Source organism: uncultured Dysgonomonas sp., assembly GCF_900079725.1.
GTDB lineage: Bacteria > Bacteroidota > Bacteroidia > Bacteroidales > Dysgonomonadaceae > Dysgonomonas.
The window spans coordinates 952,259-972,832 of record NZ_LT599032.1 but is presented as its reverse complement, the minus strand read 5'-3'; the positions used below and the strand labels follow the sequence as shown (position 1 = coordinate 972,832).

General features: G+C 40.7%; 18 protein-coding genes. 6 read left to right on the top strand and 12 right to left on the bottom strand.

Annotated elements, in window-relative coordinates; translation table 11 throughout:
• Nucleotides 1-177: 177 nt before the first annotated feature.
• The 12 genes from QZL88_RS04195 to QZL88_RS04140 all read right to left on the bottom strand — a co-directional run bounded on the left by QZL88_RS04195 (nt 178) and on the right by QZL88_RS04140 (nt 11,207).
• Entirely contained in the window at nt 178-1,077 is a 900-nt protein-coding gene (locus QZL88_RS04195; protein WP_296938788.1) for a DUF4835 family protein, read from the bottom strand.
• Nucleotides 1,078-3,063: an OmpA family protein gene (locus QZL88_RS04190; protein ID WP_296938787.1), complete on the bottom strand. Its 1,986-nt coding sequence runs from the start codon at nt 3,061-3,063 to the stop codon at nt 1,078-1,080.
• Between the two features lie 102 nt (nt 3,064-3,165).
• Nucleotides 3,166-3,801 (bottom strand): trimeric intracellular cation channel family protein, encoded by a 636-nt coding sequence (locus QZL88_RS04185; RefSeq protein WP_296938786.1) that lies wholly within the window; start codon nt 3,799-3,801, stop codon nt 3,166-3,168.
• Between the two features lie 47 nt (nt 3,802-3,848).
• Entirely contained in the window at nt 3,849-4,925 is a 1,077-nt protein-coding gene (gene mnmA / locus QZL88_RS04180) for a tRNA 2-thiouridine(34) synthase MnmA (protein ID WP_296938785.1), read from the bottom strand.
• A gap of 34 nt (nt 4,926-4,959) precedes the next feature.
• Entirely contained in the window at nt 4,960-5,469 is a 510-nt protein-coding gene (locus tag QZL88_RS04175; protein ID WP_296938784.1) for a hypothetical protein, read from the bottom strand.
• A gap of 185 nt (nt 5,470-5,654) precedes the next feature.
• Nucleotides 5,655-6,857, bottom strand: coding sequence for a hypothetical protein (locus tag QZL88_RS04170; protein ID WP_296938783.1), 1,203 nt, complete (start codon nt 6,855-6,857; stop codon nt 5,655-5,657).
• A 151-nt stretch (nt 6,858-7,008) separates the two neighbouring features.
• Nucleotides 7,009-7,947 carry a DMT family transporter gene (locus tag QZL88_RS04165; protein WP_296938782.1) on the bottom strand — a complete coding sequence of 313 codons (939 nt, stop codon included), beginning with the start codon at nt 7,945-7,947 and terminating at the stop codon, nt 7,009-7,011.
• Nucleotides 7,948-8,011: 64 nt separating this feature from the next.
• Complete coding sequence (locus QZL88_RS04160) at nt 8,012-8,617, bottom strand: DUF2238 domain-containing protein (RefSeq protein ID WP_296938780.1); 606 nt, start codon at nt 8,615-8,617, stop codon at nt 8,012-8,014.
• 41 nt (nt 8,618-8,658) lie between these two features.
• Nucleotides 8,659-9,381 (bottom strand): porin family protein, encoded by a 723-nt coding sequence (locus QZL88_RS04155; RefSeq protein ID WP_296938779.1) that lies wholly within the window; start codon nt 9,379-9,381, stop codon nt 8,659-8,661.
• A 12-nt stretch (nt 9,382-9,393) separates the two neighbouring features.
• Nucleotides 9,394-9,939 (bottom strand): nitroreductase family protein, encoded by a 546-nt coding sequence (locus QZL88_RS04150; RefSeq protein WP_296938778.1) that lies wholly within the window; start codon nt 9,937-9,939, stop codon nt 9,394-9,396.
• On the bottom strand, nt 9,939-10,589 hold the full coding sequence (locus QZL88_RS04145) for a DUF6624 domain-containing protein (RefSeq protein ID WP_296938777.1): 651 nt from the start codon (nt 10,587-10,589) through the stop codon (nt 9,939-9,941). The genes QZL88_RS04150 and QZL88_RS04145 overlap by 1 nt, the downstream gene beginning before the upstream one ends.
• Nucleotides 10,590-10,607: 18 nt before the next feature.
• A complete protein-coding gene (locus QZL88_RS04140; protein WP_296938776.1) occupies nt 10,608-11,207 on the bottom strand; it encodes a riboflavin synthase in 600 nt (199 codons plus the stop codon).
• Nucleotides 11,208-11,325: 118 nt separating this feature from the next.
• On the opposite strand from QZL88_RS04140, the gene QZL88_RS04135 reads away from it, so the two are divergent.
• From QZL88_RS04135 to QZL88_RS04110, 6 genes are all read left to right on the top strand, one after another.
• Nucleotides 11,326-11,565, top strand: coding sequence for a hypothetical protein (locus QZL88_RS04135; RefSeq protein ID WP_296938775.1), 240 nt, complete (start codon nt 11,326-11,328; stop codon nt 11,563-11,565).
• 398 nt (nt 11,566-11,963) lie between these two features.
• On the top strand, nt 11,964-12,320 hold the full coding sequence (gene crcB, locus QZL88_RS04130; protein WP_296938774.1) for a fluoride efflux transporter CrcB: 357 nt from the start codon (nt 11,964-11,966) through the stop codon (nt 12,318-12,320).
• A 135-nt stretch (nt 12,321-12,455) separates the two neighbouring features.
• Complete coding sequence (locus tag QZL88_RS04125) at nt 12,456-18,425, top strand: alpha-2-macroglobulin family protein (protein ID WP_296938773.1); 5,970 nt, start codon at nt 12,456-12,458, stop codon at nt 18,423-18,425.
• Between the two features lie 44 nt (nt 18,426-18,469).
• Entirely contained in the window at nt 18,470-19,120 is a 651-nt protein-coding gene (locus QZL88_RS04120; RefSeq protein ID WP_296938772.1) for a murein L,D-transpeptidase catalytic domain-containing protein, read from the top strand.
• A 152-nt stretch (nt 19,121-19,272) separates the two neighbouring features.
• Nucleotides 19,273-19,665, top strand: coding sequence for a DUF1573 domain-containing protein (locus QZL88_RS04115; RefSeq protein ID WP_006800433.1), 393 nt, complete (start codon nt 19,273-19,275; stop codon nt 19,663-19,665).
• Between the two features lie 68 nt (nt 19,666-19,733).
• Nucleotides 19,734-20,507, top strand: coding sequence for a M15 family metallopeptidase (locus tag QZL88_RS04110; RefSeq protein ID WP_296938770.1), 774 nt, complete (start codon nt 19,734-19,736; stop codon nt 20,505-20,507).
• Nucleotides 20,508-20,574 lie beyond the last annotated feature (67 nt).

The following is a 20,574-nucleotide window of genomic DNA, read 5'->3' as shown; positions in this document are numbered from 1 at the left end:
ATGTTTCACTCCGTTCAACATGACACAGAGGGTAAAAAATAAAACTTAACAGCCCTGCCCCAAGGGGAGGTTGGAGGGGCCAATCAATCAGCCAAAGAACTAACAGCTAAAGGCTATCGGCTAATATATAGATAAATTTTTTCAAAAATATTATATATAGAAATCGGTACAGCACCTTTATTTCAGCATATTTATATTATAGCTCTTGGTAGGAAACATCTGACTCAATGTTTTTTTCATACTTTGCTTTTCCTCCGTTGTCGCCTGAGAACATACACGGACAATTTCATCAATCTTTGTTTCAGCTATAACACTAAGTAATACTGAAGACGGGCGGGCATCATATAATTTCCGTACATCATTGACAGACTCTATAATGCGTATCCTTCCACGCGATGCATTTGCAGCCATCTCGTCCAATCCCATGCGATGATAGTTATACCAGAAACTATGGAAAGAAGAGGAACTTTCTTCTGTAAGTGCGAGTGCTAAATCATATCTGTTATTATTCTTTCCTGAGAATGGCTCCCACCCTCTCACACCTAAAGATTGCGACATATTGGCTATTTCCATGGCCTTACTAAAATAGGGTCTGCCTCCATTCAGAGAAAAGGAATCGAAATCGAAACCAATAATAATATAAGCATAAAACGAGATCACAGCAACAAGATTATTGCTAACTGCCGTGTTATTAAAGTCTAGCGGCAAGCCGGATGAATAGTTAAAATCAAATTGGGTATCCCTGTAATTTATCAGAGAAGTTACATAGGACGAATTATAAACCGGACGCTGGGATGTAATCTGTATTTCGGCGGTATAATTATTATCTGAAGGCGAAAAACTAGTTACAGTTATATTTACATTGCAGTTTATACGTTCATCCCTGCTAAAATTGGCTTCTGTCCATTTCTGCTCGTTTAATAACTTATTGAGCTCAGACTCCAGAGAGGAGAACAACTGCTTATCGGCAGATGGTACCTGTTGTGTATTTATAGTCAGTTTGGCGTTCAGTTCCTGAGCTTGCAAAAAGGCAAAAGATACTGCACCCAGTAAAAAAGAGAGGATAAACCTTTTCATCTATTCCAAATTATAAGTTATACTCAATACTCTGAACTCTGTACGACGATTTACCTGATCGGCCATATCCTGTTGTTCAGGCGGCAATTCCTGTATAAATTGCTCAGTCAATACCTCTCCTTCTTTCAGAAAATCATATTTCTTGACAACCGCTTTGGTTACATTTTTGGGCTGGGTCTTTCCTTTACCTACTGCAGTCAGGCGGTCTTTGGCTATACCATGCGTAATCAGATAATTAACCACTGACTCAGCTCTACGTTGCGATAATCTGTTATTATATTCATCCGAACCTTTACGGTCGGTATGCGCCGATAATTCTATGGTTACATTCGGATTCAGATTAAGCAAGTCGATCAACCCATCCAGTTCCTCTTTCGATTCGGGACGTAAAGTAGCTTTATCAAAATCATAGAATATATTCTCCAACACCACAGGCTTATTTATCGGAGTCAGAATAAAATCGACCAGATAAGTGGAATCCTTTTCCATCTCCACTGTCTTCAATGCCATGCGGGTATTCAGATAATTTGTGCCGCTGGCAAGGAATACATAATCAATGCCCTGAGCGACATCGAGAGTATAAGTGCCGTCATTCTTTCCCGGAAACTTCTTATTCGTTCCGTCGCGACCTACAACACGGATAGTGGAATTGGTGACAAACTCATCATCCGTATCCACTATATAGCCCTCGACAAGCGTTTTGATTACAGGATATTCGAACGAATAGATATGGTCGAAGCCTTTCCCGTCGCCACGGTTGGAACTAAAGAACCCGCTTTCCCTCTCTCCCTCGAAAGTTACGCCGAAATCATCAGCCTGCGAATTGACAGGAAACTGCATATTCTCAGGAGTCCATCGTCCGGTTACAGAATTATATGATGCCCTGAATATATCCAGCCCCCCCATACCCGGGTGTCCGTCCGATGAAAAGTAAAGGGTGGAATCATTGCGCAGATAAGGAAACATCTCGTCTCCTGCCGTATTTATATCCGGTCCGAGATTTTGAACAGATTCGACAAGATCGCCGACTAAAGTAGCTTTCCATATATCCTTTCCTCCATACCCGCCTGCCCTGTCGGATACAAAATAGAGCACATCTCCCGTCGAATTTATTGTAGGGTGGGCATATACACTGAGCGTATCCCTTCTGCTTATATCCAGTTTAGTACCGGCACTCCACGAGCCGCCCGTGCGTTGCGACACATAGATACCCGGGAAGAATATTCCTACCGAATCGGGAACAGGAGTATGCGTATAATACATTGTTGTCCCTGCTATGGTAAACGATGGCGTTCCTTCATCCGACTCTGTGTTAATAGCTGATTCTACATGCTCTACCTTCATCCAGTTACCATTTTCATCTTTGCGGGACATGAAAATGTCATTCAGTTTAGCCCCCGTTATCCCACTGATAGTATCACCTGTGGCTTCTTTGCGATTGGATGAGAAATAAACCTGATCGTAATCGGGAGGCAGAAGCATGGGGCTGAATTCGCCTCTGTTGGAGTTAAACAAGTCCATACGTTTGACGGGATGTAGCGTGGGCTTGGCTTTCCATAGCGGAGCCAGTCGCGTACCCTCCAAGCCATTCAGTGCAAATTGATTTCCCGGATATAGTTGAAGAAATTCCTGATAGTATTTTGCCGCTTGCTTATAATCACCAGCCTTGTGAAGAGAACGTGCATACTGAAGTGTGACCGTACTGTCGTTCACCTTGTAGCGTATAGCATTGGCATATGCTGCATTTGCCCTCATCGGGTAATTTATGAGACGGTAGCTTTCAGCCATGCGAAGAGCTACTTCACCACGCAGTTCTCGTTTTTTTGCCGGTGTTTTACGGTATATTTTACGATACATATCGGCAGCAACAAAATACTCGCCCTGTGCAAATTTCTTATCGGCATCTTCCAATTTCACCGATTTGCACGAAGCTAAATATGAGAGTAATATTATCGAACCTAATGTATAGTAAATATATCTTTTCAAGATGTTGTCACCTATTACTTAACAATCATAATTAATACACAAATATAACTCATTTATCCTTCTAATATTGCCTACTACAGTGAGAATCATCATGTTTATTGACTAATCCTCTCCTTTTAATATAGGTAACTTCAGACGATATTTCGTAGCTAATACTCTTATCACTACAACAAATACAGCTGTAGAGATTTCTATTACCGCCAAATCCACATTCAGATAATGAAGTATACTAAACAAAATTCCGCCTAAGATACAGGCTACAGCATAAAGTTCCTGTGTAAAAATAATAGGAACTTCATTTATCAAAATGTCACGTATCATACCTCCAACTATACCTGTGATAGTAGCCATGGCGACGCACACCCATACCGGATAGTCGAGAGCCAGAGCTTTTTCGTAGCCTACCACAACAAATAGTCCCAGTCCGATACAGTCGAACCAGAAAATAGTATTGTTAAGATGTACCAAAAATTTACGAAAACACAGTACTATCAGAAAGGCAAACAGTGTACACCAGATATACCGGCTGGCCTGTGTCCAGAATATAGGCACATCCAGCAACAAGTCACGCAATGTACCGCCTCCGGTAGCGGTAACAAAACCGATTACTATTGCACCGAACCAGTCGAACCGTTTAGCCGAAGCCAGACGGATACCACTGATAGCAAACGCAATCGTCCCCAGAAATTCGATTACATCGACAAGCTGGATTTTAGCTAGGTCATCAAAAAGAAACATGGATGTTTATGGATTATGGTTATAAGTTCTTTGCTGATATACTTATCTTAAGTCTCGTCATTGGCTATCATCCCGCTGCCAATACACAATTTGGAATCGGCATCATAGACTACGCCAAACTGTCCGGCGGCAATACCCTGTATCTTTTCATCGGAGTGGATGCGATACAGATCTCCTATTTTTTCTATATAGCCATGGGTAAACTCAGGGGTATGCCGTATTTTGAAAGTGATGTCTTTCCTACCTTCAAAATCTCCCCAGATATCATCTGTTATAAATGAAAACCCTGCTAGATTTACCACTTTCCCATATTGTGTTTCAGGATCGTAGCCATTAGATACATAAACGATATTGCGTTTTGTATCCTTCTTTATCACAAACCACGGGCCACCACTCAGTTTCAAACCCCGACGTTGGCCGATAGTGTGAAACCAATAACCATCATGTTTGCCCAGAACATTCCCTGTTTCCAGTTCCACGATCTTACCTTTGCGTTCTCCCAGATAGCGGCGAATAAAGTCATTATAATTTACTTTGCCTAGAAAACAAATACCCTGACTATCTTTACGTTGGGCCGATGGTAATCCCTGTTGAGCGGCAATAGTGCGTACCTCACTCTTGAGCAGATCACCTATCGGAAACATCAATTTCGACACTTGTAAATAATCTATCTGCCCCAGAAAGTAGGTTTGGTCTTTCACATGATCTTTTGCAGTAGAGAGCCATGTCTTACCATTCAGCTCAGTAGTTGTTGCATAATGTCCTGTGGCAATCTTATCAAATTCGTGCCCCCATTTTTGCTCAAAGCATCCGAACTTAATCATTTTGTTGCACATCATATCCGGATTGGGAGTCAGTCCTCGCTTTACCGCATCGACTGTATAACTTACCACATTTTCCCAATATTCCTCATGCAGGGACACAACTTCCATCTTACAACCGTATTTTTTTGCTATATAGGTTGTAATTTCAATATCTTCTTCGGCAGGGCAATCGATATAACCCTGCTCATCTTCCATTCCTATGCGTATATAAAATATGGTAGGGTCGTAACCTTGTTCCTTTAACTGATGTACAACTACGGAACTGTCTACCCCGCCCGATACCAATGCTGCTATTTTCATTATTATCTCCTTAGGTCGCTGACCTATCTTTTACTTACCAAATTTCTGTCTTCACAAAATTTTTAAATGTTCCCATGCCAAAGCAAAATCCCGCTCTGACAAAGAACTGCTGTTCATTCCCCGTCACATTAAAGTCATAGCCTGCCTTTACAAAAAAGAATTTGTAATCGACATATACATTCGGAGTAATCACAATCCCGTCTTTTCCATGCCTGAAATTGAAGAGATACCCGGCATCACAGCCAACCAGAATTGTCGCTTTATTATTATTAAATAAAGATTCGCTCAGGAAAGAAGTCAATTGTATTGGTTTCAGGTTCAACCCTGCGACCGGAGAACTACCTCCTGTATAATCTACACCACTGGACACAAAGGAATTCAGAGGATTTTTCTTATGCCATACCGGAAAGGACGCATTAGCGGCAAACTGGAAATCGTTTCCTTTACCTTTGGCGTCCGCATACTGCGCCCCGATACCTATAAACTGGGCTGAGCAGGCAAAAGGCAACAGCAGGAACAAGCATATAATTTGTATCTTTTTCATTATCTTTTGTAAAACATTCTGATTTGGATACAAAAATACATTTTATTTTGCAGAATGTAATCAATTAAGTAGTTGGAAGAATTAGTTGTCGTACTTTGTCATGCTGAGACACGAAGCATCTCGTGTCTTTGGAGTAGAGATCCTTCCCTGCGGTCAGGATGACATACGACAGTAAATATTTTAGATTACTTAGCTTTTGCTTTGTCTCCTATCACAAATTCATCCTCGGGCTTATTGCTCCGCAGAGTTTTTATAAAGTCTATCACCGTCAGCACAATTATTGTAAAATATACCAACGCCATCAGCCTCCACGGAATAAACTCGAAGAAAGAAAACACAGACTGCGGATAATCGGCAAATGGCGCGAAGTAATAAAAACACCTGATATAGGAAAAGAACGATATAAATATTATGCCTATCGGTAAATACATCTTTTTAGGGAACATAAGGATATATGCAACCGCCACCACATCGCCCAGAAACATATAACGCTCGCGCATACCCGGCAAAAAAAACGGACAAACAATAGCACTGATAAAGAGTAGTTGTATCCACGATTCGAGTGAGAATATATACTTCTTCCGGCAGAGAATAAACCCTCCTGCAAGAGTAAGCAGCATGGTAAATATCATTCCAATGTTCTTATCGTAATTGATAAGTTGCTGTATCCACACATAGATGTTAGGAAAGAATCCTACTATACCTTCATAATATTCCGACTGCATCTTATATACCAGCAATAGATCGAGAAACGGCCTACCGGCAAGCCATGCAGGGATAATCATAATGACAAACACAACGGGTACAAGCAAAAAATAATACCATTTTATACCTCCCCTAAGCATATATACGAAGAAGAATGGCAGCACAATTGCCGTTTGAGCTTTCAGTGCAAATGCCAGCCCGAGAAGGATTACAGAGGCCAGATTGTTCCGTTTCAGTAAGAAATAAACACTAGCCAGTATTACCGATACATAGATGGAGTCGCACTGCGCCATGAATGAGCCATCGAGAATGACAGTAGGAAGCACTGATACCAAAGCAAATGCAATCCATTTGAAAGACTCTTTCTTTGTGATATGGAAAACTATCTGCGCAAGAAAATATGCGGCTACAAAGTCGAATATGACCGACAGTATCTTGATTCCGTACAAAGGATATATATCTGTCTTTGCCACGATAGCGAGCATATAGATATATGTAGGGGCATAATTATAGAAATCGTCCTTAAATCCGGCAAAGCCATATGTCTTTATATGATCTATCCAGTGAATAAGGAATCCGCCATAGTCGGTAGAATGATATTTGAATAAAAGCAGCCTGATTACCAGCCCCAGAAATATAAGGCCGAAACAGCAATACTTTATGCGGTTGCTAACTTTGTCCATTGTGTATGTATTAAGTAAGAGTAAGTATTTATTCAACTTTATTCAAACATAGCCTTCAGTTGCTGGCATGCCTACTAAAGCAATGAATAGGTCTGTGACTTTAAATCTGTGCAAAAATACGGTTTATTTTTCAGAAAGTCTGAGTATAAGCCTATGATTGTTCTGTTTTAGACTCCCGCTCTACATCAGCCCTCGATTTACTGGCCGTCACCAGATACACTCCTGCGAATATTAATATGGCTGCCAGTAGTTTTTCGAATGTAAACCGATCCATTCCCATATATATAGCTACGCCGGAAGCAATGAGCGGCTGCATATTATTGTACATAGAGATAGTAGTAGGCCTTATACGCCTCTGAGCCAAAGGAATCATCATATAAGTAAAAAATGTAGCACCCAGCAATGTAAATGATAGCATCAGATACGGCATTATATCGGGCTGATGGAAAAGTGGTGCGACCAACACAGCATTATAACTGATAGGCAGATTGATAAGGGCCGCAAAGAAAAACATCCATTTCATCATCGTAATGGGAGAGTACTTAGTCGACAGCGGACGTGTAATTACCAGATAAAATGCATAAAACAGTTGCGCGCTAAGCACGGCGATATCCCCTGCAAGGGCCGACCCCTGCCCGGGAGTAACCACCTGATTGGAAGTATAAACCAGAAATATGGCGCCCAGTCCACCAAGCACTACACCGCCTGCTTTCTTGAATGTAATGGGTTCTTTGAGTAATACTGCCGCCAGTATCATGGCAAATAAAGGGCCACTGGTCGTTATTATAGATGCATCTACAGATGATGTTTGCCCAAGACCGTATGCAAAGAGACTTTGATTGATGAGCATGCCGGAAATACCTCCTATACACAGTATAAGCAAATCCCGTCTGTCTACTTTTTCTTTTTTCGTGAATAACGAGACTGCCCAAAAGGCAATGGCTGCAAACCCCATACGCAGCATTGTCATAGCCATAGGCGTAAGAAGCCCTGTACTGTACAGATACTTATTGATGGGAATATTCAGTCCGAAAACTGTCATCACAACAAGCATAATAAGATGCCCCTGTTGTTTCTGAGAAAGTGTCATTGTGTTAATTTTCTAATTAGCTAATGTGCCAATGAAAAGCGAACTTATATATTGGCACATTGTATCATTGGTTTATTTTTTGTATTTGCTTATCCTGTAATTTCGAAAAGAATATCAGCATGCAGATAGCTCCAAGCATGGCGCAAAACATATCCGACTGCGTATCCCAGACATATCCCTGAGTACCGAGAAAATCATCAGCACCATCGTCAGACAATGCGCCAACCCACCACTCTATCAGTTCATAAAAAGCACTGATGGCTAGGCAGATGCAAACAACGATAAACGGCAGCCATGAACGTTTTTTGAGCACATCGAGGCGAATAAGCAATTCGCGGGCAATCATTGCCGGGATGAACCCCTGTGCAAAATGCCCTACTTTATCATAGTTATTGCGGCTTTGGTCAAACACTTCTTTTATCCAGTCGAACAAAGGAACCTTAGCATAGGAATAATGTGCCCCTACAAAAAGGATGATAAGATGGATAAGGATAAAGACATAGGTCATATCCGTAAACCGGAACCGCTTGAAAGTAAAAGCCAGTATAGCCACACCGACAATGCACATTCCCGCTTCGAGAAACCACAATCCCGTTTCGTAAGGATTAATACCCGACCATATGCCTACTATAAAGAATATGATAAGGAATATCCAATGCTTCTTTTCCATTAATCGTATGTAGTTTTTTATTTGTATAATTCAGTAATTGCTTAAAAGAAATAGCCTGCCGACAGAGAGAAGTCGTCTAAATGCGTTTTCAATCTATATCCGGCTATGCTATATGCAGACATTTCTGTCAGAATACGCTTGTAGCCCACTCCCATAAATATTTTATCTGAAAGTTCAAAACCCAGCTCTACAGCAAGACCGGCATTCCATCTCTTTGTATAGTATGGGTTTATTGCCGTCGACTCGCCATCGAATATCTGCACGTCAAACAAATCCCAGGTATAGGATTGGGTCACACCATTCAATTTTGCTTCCATCTTAGCCTTTCCATCAAAAATATACCCGGCAAAACCTCCAAACAGACCATAAATACTCAATTCGTCAGTTATCGGATACTTTACTTTTGCATAAAGTGGCAGTTGAATCTGGTTGTAAACTGTACGTCCCCCCATAGTCATCCCCTCAGGTATTTCTTCATCGTTGGTTATACGTAGGACTTCGATCAACCTTTCTTTATTCATATTAGAGCCATTTTGAGTATAAAGCAAACGCGTTTGCAGTCCGAATACATCGGAAAACATGTATTCGGCAACGACTCCCCCTTGGAATCCAATACGGGATTTATAGAGTCCGTTATTGTTACCCAAGCCATCTTCCATTGTAATTTTAGATACATTTCCGCCGGCTGTTACACCAATACGAAATTGGGCATTCGCAGAACATACTGCCATAATAAAAAGTGCCAGTAACAGGTTTTTCTTCATAAATTTTTCAGGTTAAGTGTAAGTATTATAGGAAATAACTTCTTCTGCAGGCTTTCGTTTCTTTTCTCTCAGCGGCTGTGCGGGATAACCGATAACAATATCGAGTACCACACGTCTGTTATCAGGGATGTTCAGCAGTTTCTTCATTTTTGATTCGGCAAACCAACCGAGTATGCAACTACCCAGCCCTTCGGCTTCAGCCGCAAGACAAATATGAGAAGCTGCAATACCGATATCCAGAAAGGCGAAATGCTTATCTTTCACAATACCGCCAATACCTGAGCTTATATTCACCTTCTCTTCTACTACTACAATATGTACAGGTGCCTGCTTGGTGAAATGATTCATACCCAGCAACCGTGCCGAAGCCGCATCTGCCACCTTATTTTTCAGTTCGGGGTCATCCACCACGATAAAATGCCATGGCTGCGCATTGCAGGCCGAAGGGGCCAGACGGGCAGCTTCCAGTATGCGGTTTATGATCTCACGGTCTACACTGCGGGTAGTATCATAAGCACGGGTACTCTGACGTTGTTTTACTAGTTCGTAAAAATCCATTATTCAACATCTTTTGGGCTAAACCCCAATATTTTTATTAATTCTTCGACAGTCAGTTCTTTATCCCAATTTATTTGCATGCCGGATTTTTTGAAGCTGTCAAGATACTCTTGATGAGAGGACAAATTCATCTCTTTTCGCCGGGCATCCAGCAAATCTAAATCCTGAATAGGCCAGACATAACCATTCATTATCTGCGATCCGTATAATTGAGGTTTATTTTGACGCATAAGGAAACGATCTTCGAAGATTGCATATAATCCCGAATCTACATACCCTTTTCTATATCCCTCTGTTATCAATGGAGCATATTTATTCATATACGCAACAGGAGAATGCTGAACAATCATAAATATGGCCATATTAGCCTGAGGAGTAAGATTGCCGGGCCAGCCTACCGAATCTAAAAGATTGGCAATAAACTGCTGATTGGCTCTGTCTATTTTAAGCATGACAGCCACAATGCTATCCCTTTTGGATTGAAATTCCTCCTTACCGCTCCATTCTGCATAGAAAGTCGACATACTTTTACGTACAGCCTGCTCCTCTTCGAGCATTTGCACTAAGGTCTCATCCAGTCCTTTCCCGTCCTGCGAAAATATGGACAAGAAGGGCATAAAAAAAATAAAAAGGAGGCTAAGGTATTTCATTGGATTATCTTATTGCAATCACAATTGTGTAATACGGCTTATATATTTTCCAATTATATCAAATTCGATATTTATCACGCTACCTACTTTAAACTGATGGAAGTTAGTATGCTCATATGTATATGGTATAATAGCTACTTCGAATGTATTGTAGGTAGGGTCGACTACAGTCAGGCTGACTCCATTTACTGTTACTGAGCCTTTATCTACTGTCAGATAGCCTTTCTTTGCCATTTCACGATCAAACTCATATTCGAATTTGAAGTACCAGCTACCATCGGCTTCTCTTATTTCAACGCATTTAGCGGTCTGATCTACATGTCCCTGAACAATATGTCCGTCGAGGCGACCATTCATCAACATACTACGTTCGAGATTTACCTTATCTCCAACCTGTAATAAGCCGAGATTAGAACATTCCAGTGTTTCTTTAATAGCAGTAACGGTATATTTTTTATCATCGATATTCACGACTGTAAGACATACCCCATTATGACAAACACTTTGGTCAATCTTCAACTCGTGGGTAAATGAACACTCCATTGTTATATGCAGATTCTCTGCCTCTTTACGCAACGAAACCACTGTTGCAGCCTCTTCTACTATACCTGAAAACATGATATTCTTATTTTAGTTAGTTCTATTATTTTTAGCAATACAAAGGTACGGAAAAAGTTGCAAGTTATGCGAATCAGTAGTTGAGTTTTAATGTTCGATTACATTAATCGTTTTTTTTATGCATATAAGCGTTCTTTGTAAAAACTTTTATCTTTCAGTTCATCTCTACCGCGCCCTGCCGGGCTTGTCCTTCCTTTTGGCATTGCCCAAAAGGAAGCAAAAAGCGAGTGCTTCGTTCCTCGGCGACCCACAATCGGTTTGCCGGCTGAACCAAACAAACGGGCTATCGCCCCGTTTGATTCTACGCCGTCTGCACCGTGTGGGTACCCCGCCTGCCGAACTAATGCACAGATGCTGACGCCTTAGTAAGCAAAGCCCTTTATCAAATATGCGTCAGCCTCGTTGTGCGTTGTTAGCGAACGCCATTTGCTTTATGGATACCCATAGGGCGAAAAAGGCTAAAAAACGAATTAACAATCGGCGAAGCGCAGGCGAGCCAAAACCTGTTTGAGCTTATCGACCGATTCGTATTATGCTCTATTTAGAGCGAGCTTTTGCGTTTCGCCTTTAAATCCGTTATGGGTCAGCTTATAAAATGGGCGTCAAAGCATTTTTGGTTCCTTTTGGGGCTTTGGATAAAAGGAACACAAGCGATCGGTGATTGCGCGTAGTAAAAAAATTAAACATTTTCATACAACAATAAGAAATTCAACTACTAATTAACACTGTTTAAAAATAAACATGTAAATTTGAACTATGTTAAAGCAGATTCTTTTAGTCAGTATAGGAGGAGCAGTAGGCAGCGTTATGCGTTTCCTTGCCTCAGTACTGGTAACGCGATCAGAACCGTTCCCGTTTCCTGTCGGGACATTTGCAGTCAATATTCTGGGCTGCTTTTGTATCGGTTTATTCGCAAATCTTTTACCTTCCAATAATCTCCGGTTTCTGCTTATCACAGGATTTTGCGGAGGCTTTACAACTTTTTCCACATTTGCCAGCGAAACTTTAACATTAGCCAACAACAACCAGATGGCAATGGCCTTTGTTTATACCTTATCCAGTTGTGTATTTGGCATCGGTGCCGTATGGTTGGGCATGTATGTTAGTAAATGATACGTTGTAAGTGATGATTTGAAAGTATATAACTCATTATTTATCACTCATAACTAATTTTAACGCTTTTCTTTGTGAATAATACACCTAAAATCCGTCTATAATATATTGAGAGAAAATACAAAACGTAATAATATGAAGAAGCAATTATTGATTAGTCTGTTCTTTTTATTGAGCATCAGTATGATAGCACAGACAGCAAATAAGAAATATGAAAATGAGTGGAAACAGGTAGAAGATTATGAGCAACAAAGTCTTCCGCAATCGGCCGCTAAATCTGTAGATGAAATTCTGCAAAAGGCTATTTCCGATAAGAATACCACTCAAGTGATCAAAGCCCTGATTTATAAAAATAAGTATAAGAAACAAATAGACAGGAGCGATAGTGAGGCCATCTTCACAGACTTACAGGCTTTATTGGCTCAGACGACCAATACGGAAGAAAAAGCTTTGTTGCATTCAATGTTAGCTGAGCTATATTCCGACTATTATAACAGCAACCAGTGGCAGATAAACCAGCGAACCGATTTACAGGATATTGTTCCTGAAGATATGAAAGAGTGGAGCAGTAATATCTTTATGAATAAGATTATCGGGAACCTGGATTTATCGGTAAAAGATATCATGGCGCTTAAACAATCCACAACCAAGGCTTATGACGATATAATACTCTTAGGTACTGACGGTCAGAAATACTATCCTACTTTATACGACTTCCTGATGGAACGCGCTATTCAGATTGTAAAAAGAATAGAGGGTATGGGGTATCGGGAATATGATGCAACGCTTACGGGGGCAAGTCTGGAGCAACTGGCAGCCCCGGCAGATGAATATATTAAACTCAATATTGGCGCCGGAGCGGATAAGCGGCAAATAATCTATCTGTATTACCAGCAATATATGAAGGATTTACTGAGCCGTAATATGATACCGACACTTGTTTTCACGGAGATTGATAAGGCAAACTATCTTAGTCGGAATTCCCGTACATTATCCGGTGATAAAGTATTAGACATTTTCATCGCTCTGGAAAAAAAATATGAGAACAATGAAGCGTCTACTGAGATTATAAACAAGATAGTAGATTCATATACCGGAACGCAATCAGCCGATGTAAACGAAAAGATTTACGCATGGATAAAGAAAGGTATAGATAAATATCCGGCATCATATGGGGCAAAAGTACTTCAAGCCAGATTGAATGAAATGGAATATCCGTCCCTGACAATAAAAGGGAATCAGTTACAGTACCCCAAACAACCGTTTCAACTAACATTGATACATCGGAATTTACAGGCTTTGGCAGAAAAACAGGACTTCAAATTATATAGGGTAGAGAATGGAAAATACAATCAGGTGAAGGATCTTCAATTGAACCTGATTTCTAAAGCTGCCTATCAGCAGGACACATTATCTATAGATTTAGGTGTTTTACCTGTCGGAAAATATTCTTTTAGTAGTCGTTCGAAAGATAGTTTGGAAAATGATAATGCGAATGATAACTTAAATTTACAAATCAATAATACATTCGATTTTACCGTATCTTCTTTAATCGCCTTATCCCGTAACAGCGCTAAAGATGAATACGAAATACTCGTAGTAGACCGTATGACAGGCAAACCGGTAAAAGATGCCACAGTTAAAATATATACCTATGAATATCCCAATAGTAAAACTGCTCAGAAGTTAATAACAATACTTAAAACAGATGCTTTGGGGCTTGCCGTTTACAATGATAAGACGGTCAGTACAGATCAGTACCGTTATAACATTGCTACATATAAGGTTGAATTAGGAGCTGATTCCTGCTTGCGGGCAGAAACCCTAACAGCTCAGGATTACAGATGGAATCAGAATCAGCAAGACGGAGATGAAGAGGCCATCAGTATATTTACGGACAGGAGTATTTACCGTCCGGGCCAGACCGTTTATTTCAAAGCAATAGCCATAGATAATGGTTCTAAATTGCTGGCGAATAAAGAATACACCGTAGAATTATATAATGCAAACGGTGAATCTATCGCTGTAAAGGAAATAATAACAAATGAATTCGGCTCTATATCCGGCGAATTTATTTTGCCGCAAACAGGCCTTTTGGGAGGATATCATATCGAGATAGACGACGCTTCTGCCTATTTTAATGTAGAAGAATACAAACGCCCTACCTTCGAAATCACCTTCGATAAAGTAGATAAAACCTATACATTCGGAGAAGAGGTGACGCTGAAAGGCTATGCCAAAAATTTCTCAGGCATCAGTTTACAGGGTGCCGATGTGAAATACAATATAAGCCGTGAGCAGTTTAGCTTCTGGTATTGGCCTTCAGGCAACACTACACCTTTTACCGATGGCATAGTGAAGACAAACGACGACGGTTCGTTCGAAATTACATTTACCCCCGAAGCCGGAGACGGTAACAGGGCGCTTCTGCGTTCCATCAATGACAAGCAGATATATACATTCAACATTACAGCTACGGTTACGGATGTGAATGGCGAAACACAGTCGAACACTTATACTCTAACCGTAGGGAATGTGTCGATGGTAATCAATATCGATATACCGCAACAGATAGAGAAAACAAGCGACTACGAACTCAAAATCGCTGCCCGTAATTTGCAGGCGCAGGATATAGAAACTTCGGGGACTTATGAAATATACGCGTTGGATGATAATGATTCTATAAAAAGCAAAGCATTGTCCGGCTCATTCAAAACAGGAGAACAGACCGAACTGAAAGCCAGATTGAAAACATTAGCATCGGGCAAGTATCAGTTGCAGGTGAAAGCATTGGATAGTAAAGGAAATGAAGTAAGCGAAAAGCAGAATTTCGTGCTTTATTCGTATGCTGATAAGAAACCGCCTATAAAGACAAATGAATGGCTGATAACAAAGAATCTGTTATTTGGGAAAGACAAGCCGGGCGAAGTTATATTTGGTTCATCTGAAAAAGATTCATATATCCTTTATCAGTTGTATAATAATAAGAAAGTATTTGAAAAACGTTTCGTAAAACTTAGTGATGCGAACCAGAGATTCACTGTGCCTTACAAAGATGAGTACGGCGATGAATTGAAAATGACATTCACATCGGTGAGGGATGGTAAACTTTATAACAAAGAGGCTTCATTATACAAGAAAACAGATTTGCCGGATACACAGTTGAATATAAAACTGGAAGTATTCCGCGATAAACTTCGTCCGGGACAGGCCGAAACATGGACTATAAGCGTGAAGGATATAACAAACCAACCCGCTTTGGCCGAACTGTTGGCTTCTATGTATGACACTTCGCTGGATAAGCTGTATCCGTATACGGCATGGTCATTTAACCGTCCTTATACAAGCAGGGAATATGTAACGCCTGTAAATTACAGTTTCCCGTGGTATAGTAATGATTATAGCCGATGGTTTAATTTCCATTATGAGGCTCAATATGATATATCTATTCCTGAAAGAACGAAGGATGTTATCAATTGGTTCGGTTACATTTATTCATATGGGCGGAATAATTCATTGGGAGATATTCCTCAGCAATATCTGAATTATTCTGATGATGAAGTTGTTGTTGTCGGATATGGTACTCATAAGGCAAAGCTGATGACCGGTTCGGTTTCTAGAGTGAGGGCTGAAAATGGAATAATGATTAGAGGCGTAGCATCTGTTGCTGCACCACAGGGAATGCTTAACGAATCTGTTGTCCTCGCCGATTCGGCAGGAGGCGTAGAAGATCTGTTAGATATTGGCTTTAAAAAGGATACTGATACTCCAACTCCTCAAATCCGCCAGAACTTCAACGAAACAGCGTTCTTCTTCCCTCAGTTGAGGACTAACGAAAAAGGCGAGACGCTTATATCGTTTACTGTACCCGAAAGCAATACTACATGGCGTTTCAGGGCACTGGCTCACGATAAAGATGCACGCGTAGGTACATTAGAGCAGATGGTGGTTACCCGTAAAGAACTGATGGTGACGCCTAATATACCGCGCTTTGTTCGTCAGGGAGATAAGACTAGTATTTCCACTAAGATTTCAAACCTCTCGGATAAAGCTTTATCCGGAGATGTGCATATCGAATTCTTTGACCCTGCAACTGATAAAGTAATTGATTTAGGCTTAGCAAACCAAAAGCAAACATTCTCTCTCGAAAAAGATGCCTCTACGTCAGTTAACTGGACATTCGATGTCCCTTCTGGCATAGAGTTGATCGGTTGCCGTATTGTCGCTCAGAACGAATCATTTAGTGACGGTGAGCAGCATGTATTGGCAGTATTATCCAATCGTATGCTGGTAACAGAAAGCATGCCGATAGATATAACGAAGCAGGGCACAAGCACATTCACATTCGATAAACTATATAACAATACATCAAACACAGCGAGCAACTATCGCCTGACATTGGAATATGCATCCAATCCGGCATGGTATGCGATACAGGCATTGCCTACTATGAGCAATCCGTCGAATGAAAACGCCGTGAACTGGTTTGCGAGTTATTATGTGAATACGTTGGGATCCTCGATTGTTCGCCAGTATCCGAAAGTAGCGTCTATGATACAGGCTTGGCAAAAACAGGGAGCAGATAAGCAAACGCTCGTTTCCAAACTTCAAAAAGATGAAGAACTGAAAGCTGTCTTACTGGAAGAAACGCCTTGGGTACTCGATGCCAAAGACGAAACAGAGCAAATGCAACGCCTGTCTCTGCTATTCGATCTGAATAATACAAAACAACAAACAGATGCAGCCACAAGGAAATTAGCGGAACTAATAACAAATGACGGAGGCTGGTCATGGTACAAAGGACTCTATCCGAGCCGTTCGGTAACTCAGTATATACTTTACGGATATGCTAATTTGCAGAAGGTTGGACAGGTGCAGTATCCTCAAGAGGTAAAGGAAATGCAAATGAAAGCATTGAAATATATCGACTTTCAGATAGTGGAAGATTTCAAGAACCTGAAAAAATATAATAAAGACTGGGAAAAGATAACAACTATTTCTACCAATCAGCTCGAATTTGCTTATGTACGCTCATTCTATCGTGATATACCTATTAGTCAGGAAGCGCGCGCTGCTGAACGTTTCTATACAGATGTGGCAACTAAGAACTGGACTAAATTGAACCTGTATGAACGTTCTATCCTGTCTGTTGTGTTGAAACAAAACGGAGAAAAAGAGCAAGTAAACAAGATTGTAAAATCTATTAAAGAGCATGCGGTTAAGAACGCCAAACTGGGCATGTACTGGCCAAACAATCGCAGCAATGTATTTATGTCACTCTCTGCTATCAGTGTACATACGTTCCTCATGGATGCATTGGAACAAAACGGCGCATCTAAAGAGGAAATGGATATGATGAAACGTTGGCTGCTGAATCAGAAGCGTACACAGGTATGGGAATCCACTCATGCGTCTATTGATGCTATTAGTGCCTTGCTAAGCTCGGGTACGGACTGGTTTGCAACAGAACCTGCTCCGACGGTAATTAAGGTAGGAAGCCAGATTGTCCAACCGGAGAATAAAGAATTGGGAACAGGCTATTTCAAACAAACATGGAATAAGTCGGAAATAGCGAATGATATGGGCAAAGTGGAAGTAACCGCCTCCTCTTCTCAGCCTGCTTATGGCGCTATGTACTGGCAGTATTACGAAAATCTGGATAAGATTACATCACAAAAGGGTGATCTGAATGTAAGCAAAGAGCTATTTAAAGAAAATGTATCGGCAGCAGGAAAAGGTTTGAACCTGATAACTGAGTCCAACCCACTCACAGTCGGCGATAAAGTGATTGTCCGTCTTACAGTGCGCACCGACAGGGATATGGATTTCGTACAACTGAAAGATATGCGTGCCCCGTGTTTCGAACCACAGCAGACTATTTCTGGTACAAGGTGGGCAGGCGGTCTGATATACTATCAGATGGCAAAAGATGCATCCACTAATTTCTACTTCGATCATTTGCCTAAGGGCACTTATGTGTTGGAATATCCTGTGTATGTAAACCGTACAGGGGAGTATGCAAATGGAATCACCACTATTCAATGTATGTATGCACCGGAATTTGTATCGCATACGCAGGGAATAAAGGTGACAGTAAAAGAATAGCGGTGTTGAGATCAAAAGACCTTTACAACTAAAACTACAGACATATGAAAACATTCGGCTCTATCATATTGGCCATACTTCTACTTGTTGGGCTTGTATCTTTTATCAGATACAAGTCCTGCAATAGTAGGGTGGATCGGACGGAACATAGAAATACAGAAGACGAAAACCTGGTAGCTTTTACCCGCCTTAAATCCAAAGCCGATTCAGCTTTGGCTTATTGTAAATCGAAAGGTTTCAGTACAGAATACAGTATCCTTATCGATTTCAGTATTCATTCGGGCAAGAAACGTTTCTTTGTCTGGGATTTTGCTAAAGATACCATCAGGTATTCGGGACTTTGCTGCCATGGCTACGGAATGGAGAGTACCCAATCGAAGCCTGTATTCAGTAATGTGGAAGGCAGTTATTGTTCTTCGCTGGGGAAATATAAGATAGGTGCACGTGCCTATAGCAGTTGGGGTATCAATGTACACTATAAGATGCATGGATTGGAAAAGACGAATAGCAATGCTTTCAAACGCTGGGTTGTATTGCATTCACATACACCCGTTGTTGATCATGATATTCATCCCAAACATCTGCCTTTGGGCTGGAGTCAGGGGTGCCCCGTTGTCAGCAACGAGATGATGCGCAAGGTGGATGAGATGCTTAAAGCATCTAGAAAGCCTGTATTGATGTGGATATATAATTAGAAAGAACCTGAACAAGAGAGATGAATGCTAATGTAAAATAATCTAAAAAGTTAAACATGTAGTTGATATTATTGTTACATTTGTGAACTATTTAGATTGAGAGAACTTAGAAACTACATTAGAATTAATTAGTAAATTTTAGAATTAGAGATATGAAAAAAATTGGACTTATCCTGTTTGCATTAGTGCTATCAACAGGTTTTATCGCAGCTCAGGACGGTAAAAAAGCACCTAAGGTTACTTTCCAAAAAGCAGTACACGATTTTGGTAAAGTTGCAGAGAGCGCCGGTTCGGTAAGTTGTGAATTTACTTTTAAAAATACAGGTACAGCGCCTTTCCTTATCCAGAGAGTGCAGGCTAGTTGTGGTTGTACAACGCCGGATTATACAAATGAACCTGTGTTACCGGGTAAAGAAGGTAAGATTAAAGTTACCTATTCTACTACTGGTCGTCCGGGGACATTCAGTAAAGACGTTACGGTGTTTTCAAATGTTCCTGATTCAATCTACAGATTGAATATCAAAGGCGAAGTTATTCGTAAATAATCAGAGATAGAATATAAGAAGAGGATATATCCTGTGCGGGATATATCCTTTTTTATTATAGGAAATACATGAAAAATTATCTTACTTTGGCTCTATCTCTCTTACTTAGCGTACTTTATGCCGGAGCACAGGACCGGACATATCCCTCGGGAGTGCGAAAGTTAATACAGGCTTATCCATCCCGGATTAAAGGATATGACGGATCGTCTCTTATCATGTATGACGGTTCTAAAATCAGATACGATGAAGGAGGAAAGAAGAACCATAGCGAACTCATAAACAGCTCCGATTTAGGAGATATATTTGCTTATGATTACAAACAAGGCGAACTGAAGAATATACCCAAGAACCATGACCCCGGGCGGATACGCAACGAACAATTGCTAAAGAAAATGTATGGCTCTACTTCATCCGAAGTACAACAAAACCTTGTCGCAATCACATGGTGTCCCAATCTTATAAATCAGAAGTTGAGGGTAACAAGTATAAACGGAGTAGATAAGCAACTTCAGAAAATCTCGGATGAGTTGGACAAACACCCCGAACTTAAAGATTATCTTCGTAGTGCCGGGACTTTCAATTGGCGGAAGGTGAGGGGTACAGACCGTATGAGTTCGCATAGTTTCGGTACAGCAATTGACCTGAATGTCAGGTATTCCGACTATTGGCAATGGGACTGTCGTTGTACATCAGAAGACGTAGATGTGAAATATAAGAACCGTATACCACAGCAGATTGTAGATATCTTCGAAAAGCATGGCTTTATCTGGGGCGGGAAGTGGTATCATTACGACACCATGCACTTCGAGTACAGGCCGGAATTATTAATCGGAATTAATTGAAAAAAAGCCTTATCTTTACACAATTATATATAGAATAAGTAAAAAGACGAAATTTATATTGGTATGA